Origin of the sequence: Priestia sp. BR_2 (genome assembly GCF_041954005.1) — a bacterium.
GTDB classification, from domain to species: Bacteria; Bacillota; Bacilli; order Paenibacillales; family Paenibacillaceae; genus Paenibacillus_AQ; species Paenibacillus_AQ lautus_A.
The window spans coordinates 1-3,515 of sequence record NZ_JAVFHM010000008.1; the positions used below are offsets into that span (position 1 = coordinate 1).

Here is a 3,515-nt window from a genome sequence, read left to right on the forward strand (position 1 = left end):
TTATACAGCTAACCGATGGCTGGTTTTTTAGTATCTTTTTTTCGATGTAATGATTTTGTCTAGATTATGGAGGGTGTTAAATTATAAACCTTTTCCAGTTATTTCTGATGATAGAAGTGGCAAAATAATAAAAAGAAATAAATCAATAGCCCGGAAAGGGTGTTTTTATGAAGGTATTTAAAGATATCCATTCAATAATCGGAAATACTCCAATTGTAGAAATAAACAGCTTTTCTTTGCCGGAAGGTGTCCATATTTTTGCCAAGCTTGAATTTATGAATCCAGGAGGAAGTGTGAAAGACCGATTAGGTCAGGAGCTTCTAAGAGATGCAATTGAAAGCGGAAGGTTAAAAAGAGGCGGAACTATAATTGAACCAACCGCTGGAAATACTGGGATTGGTATAGCCCTTGCTGCGCTAAACCAAGATATAAATGTGATCTTTTGTGTTCCTGAGAAATTCAGTACAGAAAAGCAGCTAATTATGAAGGCGTTAGGAGCGGAAATCGTTCACACCCCTACTGAAAAGGGTATGAAGGGAGCTATTGAAAAAGCTGCAGAGCTGGTGGAAGAAATCCCTGGTTCCTTCTGTCCTCAGCAATTTTCCAATCCTGCCAATCCTCAAACGTATTATAAAACCCTTGGCCCTGAAATCTGGGACCAGATGGATGGAAAAGTGAATATATTCGTTGCTGGAGCTGGATCTGGAGGGACCTTCATGGGTACGGCTAAATTTTTAAAAGAAAAAAATAAGGAGATCAAAACGGTAATTGTTGAACCTGAGGGTTCAATTATCAATGGCGGGCAGCCAGGACCTCATAAAACAGAAGGGATTGGAATGGAATCGTTGCCTGATTTCATGGACCCGTCTTATTTTGACTACATCCATACTATTTCTGATCAGGATGCCTTCAGTCTTGTAAGTGAACTGGCATTAAAAGAAGGACTATTGGTTGGAAGTTCATCGGGTGCAGCTTTTAAGGCTGCTCTTATTGAAGCTGAACATGCGGCTACAGAAACGAATATTGTTGTTATTTTTCCAGATGGAAGTGATAGATACTTAAGTAAGAATATTTATGAAGGTGGGATTTAAGATGAAAAGGAAGACAAAGCTTATTCATGGAGGGATCAGCAGTGACCCGCATACTGGTGCAGTTTCAGTGCCAATCTACCAGGTCAGTACCTACAAACAGGAAGGTGTAGGGGGACATAAAGGTTTTGAATATTCACGTACCGGTAATCCAACAAGGCAGGCTCTTGAAGAATTAATAAAAGAGATTGAAGGCGGCACTGCCGGCTTTGCTTTTGGTTCGGGAATGGCTGCTATTACAGCAGTCATGATGCTGTTTAATAAAGGAGATCATGTCATCATGACAGATGATGTATATGGCGGAACATTCCGGGTGATGAGCAAAGTGCTGAATCGATTTGGAATTGAATCTACCTTTGTAGATACAAGCAACCTAAAAAATATCCACAGTGAGATACGTGAAAATACCAAAGCTCTTTATTTAGAAACACCAACCAATCCGCTTTTAAAAATTACAGATATTGAGGCAGCTTCCAGGTTGGCAAAAGAAAACGGTCTGTTAACTATTGTTGATAATACTTTCTCCACCCCTTACTGGCAAAATCCAATTGAACTTGGTGCAGATATTGTATTGCACAGTGCCACCAAATATATTGGAGGACATAGCGATGTGGTAGCAGGTCTTGTGGTTGTAAACACCGAGAAGCTTGCACAGGATCTCCACTTTGTGCAAAATTCTACAGGTGGTGTACTGGGACCTCAGGATTCATGGCTATTAATGAGGGGGATCAAAACCTTGGGTATCAGAATGGAAGAGACAGAGGAAAATACTGCCGCTATTGTAAATTTCCTGACTCAGCATCCTTCTGTCAAAAAGGTATTTTATCCTGGCCTTGAGAACCATCCAAACCATGAAATTGCCAAAAAACAGGCCAGAGGTTTTGGAGGAATGGTGTCATTTGATGTGGGCAGTGGGGAAAAAGCAGATCATCTATTAAGTAAAATTCATTACTTCACTTTAGCTGAGAGTCTTGGTGCGGTTGAAAGTTTAATATCCGTGCCGGCCCGCATGACACATGCATCCATTCCAGCGGAGCGAAGAGCAGAGCTCGGCATTACTGAAGGTTTGGTTCGCATTTCGGTAGGGCTAGAGGATGTAGAAGATTTAATTGAGGATCTTCGAAAGGCGCTTGAGTAAACAACCAATTATTTTAAAAGCAGTTCAAGACAAAAAAACTGTTTTTGCCATTTGTCATGAACCACAAGTGTTAATCGATACAGACCTTTTAAAAGGTGTCGACATCACTGGCCATAAATCCATTCGCAACGATTTGAAAAATGCTGGTGTAAATTATAAAGACGAAGAAGTTGCCATTAACAAAAATATTGTAACAAGTCGAGAACCAAAAGATATTCCAGCATTCAATCGTGAATCACTAAAACTTTTAGCTAAATAACAATGGTGATGTAAAAACTTAAATGTTTTTAACTTACGGATTCTTTAATCAGAATCCGCAAGTTGATCAAACAAACATATGAATAAAGGAGGTATTTCGTTGTCATCATTAAAAGGAAAAAAAGTGGTTGTTTTAGGAGGTACATCTGGTATTGGTTTAACCGCTGCTAAGGGGTTTCTCGATGAATCTGCTCAAGTCATTATTGCTAGCCGTTCTGCTTCAAAATTATCTGACGCAAAAGTGAAGATTGGTGGTAACGTAGAGGGCTATGAAATCGATTTTCGTAGCGAGGAAAAGGTTGCTGACTTTTTCAAGAAGGTTGGAAAATTTGATCACCTAGTGGTGACTGCAGGTGAAGGCGCAATGGGTCACTTTAGCGAACTGCCTGTTGCAATAGTAAGAGAGGCTTTTGATAGTAAGTTCTGGGGGCAGTATATTTCGGTTCGTGCTGCTCTTCCATACTTGAATAATGAAAGTTCTATTACATTAACTTCGGGTGTATATGGTGTGCGTCCTCCTCAAGGTGCAACGACTCTAGCTTCCATTAATTCAGCAATCGATGGATTAGTACGAGGACTTTCAGTAGACCTGGCACCTATCAGAGTAAACGTAGTATCACCTGGTATTGTTGACACTCCTCTTTATGGCGGAATGTCAGAAGATCAAAGACAAGTTATGTACCATGGGATTGCTAAGCAATTACCTGTCGGACGTATTGCTCAACCTAAAGATATAGCTGAAACCTATGTTTACCTAGCGAAAAATGGGTTTACAACTGGCACATCCGTTCTTATCGATGGAGGAGCTCATCTGATCTAATCCATTGATATCAAAGTCGATTGATAAATTGGTTTAGAATAGAAGTGGTGAGGATGGCCTATGAGTGTCAGACACTCATAGGCCATCCTCACTTTCTTTGTTTTTTTGCACAGACGGAAGCAGAAAGGGGCATATCATGCAATAAAGAATGGAGTTGTTGGTTACGGGAATTCTAAATATATGCGTACTTTATACGTAGAGACGTTAACAG

The 3,515-nt window shown here is 40.1% G+C and carries 3 protein-coding genes and 1 pseudogene; all 4 read left to right on the top strand.

All coding sequences use genetic code 11. The features are described from left to right. The first annotated feature begins 167 nt into the window (after positions 1 to 167). The 4 genes and pseudogenes from RB298_RS00055 to RB298_RS00070 all read left to right on the top strand — a co-directional run bounded on the left by RB298_RS00055 (position 168) and on the right by RB298_RS00070 (position 3,304). Positions 168 to 1,091, top strand: coding sequence for a PLP-dependent cysteine synthase family protein (locus RB298_RS00055; protein WP_176584514.1), 924 nt, complete (start codon positions 168 to 170; stop codon positions 1,089 to 1,091). A gap of 1 nt (position 1,092) precedes the next feature. Further along, positions 1,093 to 2,226: a bifunctional cystathionine gamma-lyase/homocysteine desulfhydrase gene (locus RB298_RS00060; protein WP_486045131.1), complete on the top strand. Its 1,134-nt coding sequence runs from the start codon at positions 1,093 to 1,095 to the stop codon at positions 2,224 to 2,226. Between the two features lie 22 nt (positions 2,227 to 2,248). Then, a pseudogene (locus RB298_RS00065) lies at positions 2,249 to 2,485 on the top strand (DJ-1/PfpI family protein); the annotation flags it as partial. A 99-nt stretch (positions 2,486 to 2,584) separates the two neighbouring features. After that, positions 2,585 to 3,304 (top strand): SDR family oxidoreductase, encoded by a 720-nt coding sequence (locus RB298_RS00070; RefSeq protein ID WP_486045133.1) that lies wholly within the window; start codon positions 2,585 to 2,587, stop codon positions 3,302 to 3,304. Positions 3,305 to 3,515: the final 211 nt, after the last annotated feature.